This window comes from Virgibacillus sp. 7505, from assembly GCF_002272135.1.
GTDB lineage: Bacteria > Bacillota > Bacilli > Bacillales > Amphibacillaceae > Terribacillus.
The window spans coordinates 1-243 of the sequence record NZ_NPBF01000270.1; the positions used below are offsets into that span (position 1 = coordinate 1).

General features: G+C 42.4%; 1 protein-coding gene. It reads right to left on the bottom strand.

Annotation, left to right across the window (positions count from 1 at the left end):
• On the bottom strand, positions 1-243 hold a 243-nt coding region (locus tag CHH91_RS18920; RefSeq protein WP_141234242.1), incomplete at both ends, for a YfhO family protein.

Here is a 243-nt window from a genome sequence, read left to right on the forward strand (position 1 = left end):
AAAGCTGATCTTCATTATAGGTCGAAGAAGAGACACGGGCAAAAGGAAGGACGTTTTCGTTCTCGTAAAGAGTATAGCGTTCATTGTTGGCCACTTCTGAAAAACCGTAAGGGATCGGCGTTTCTTTATGTTGATCAGCGAGTTTATATTTGACTTGGAATAAGCTATGCAAGTTAGCGCGATCCCCAAAGCCAGAATAACGGCTGACGCTTTCCCGGTTCATGTCAATTTGTAAATCATGAT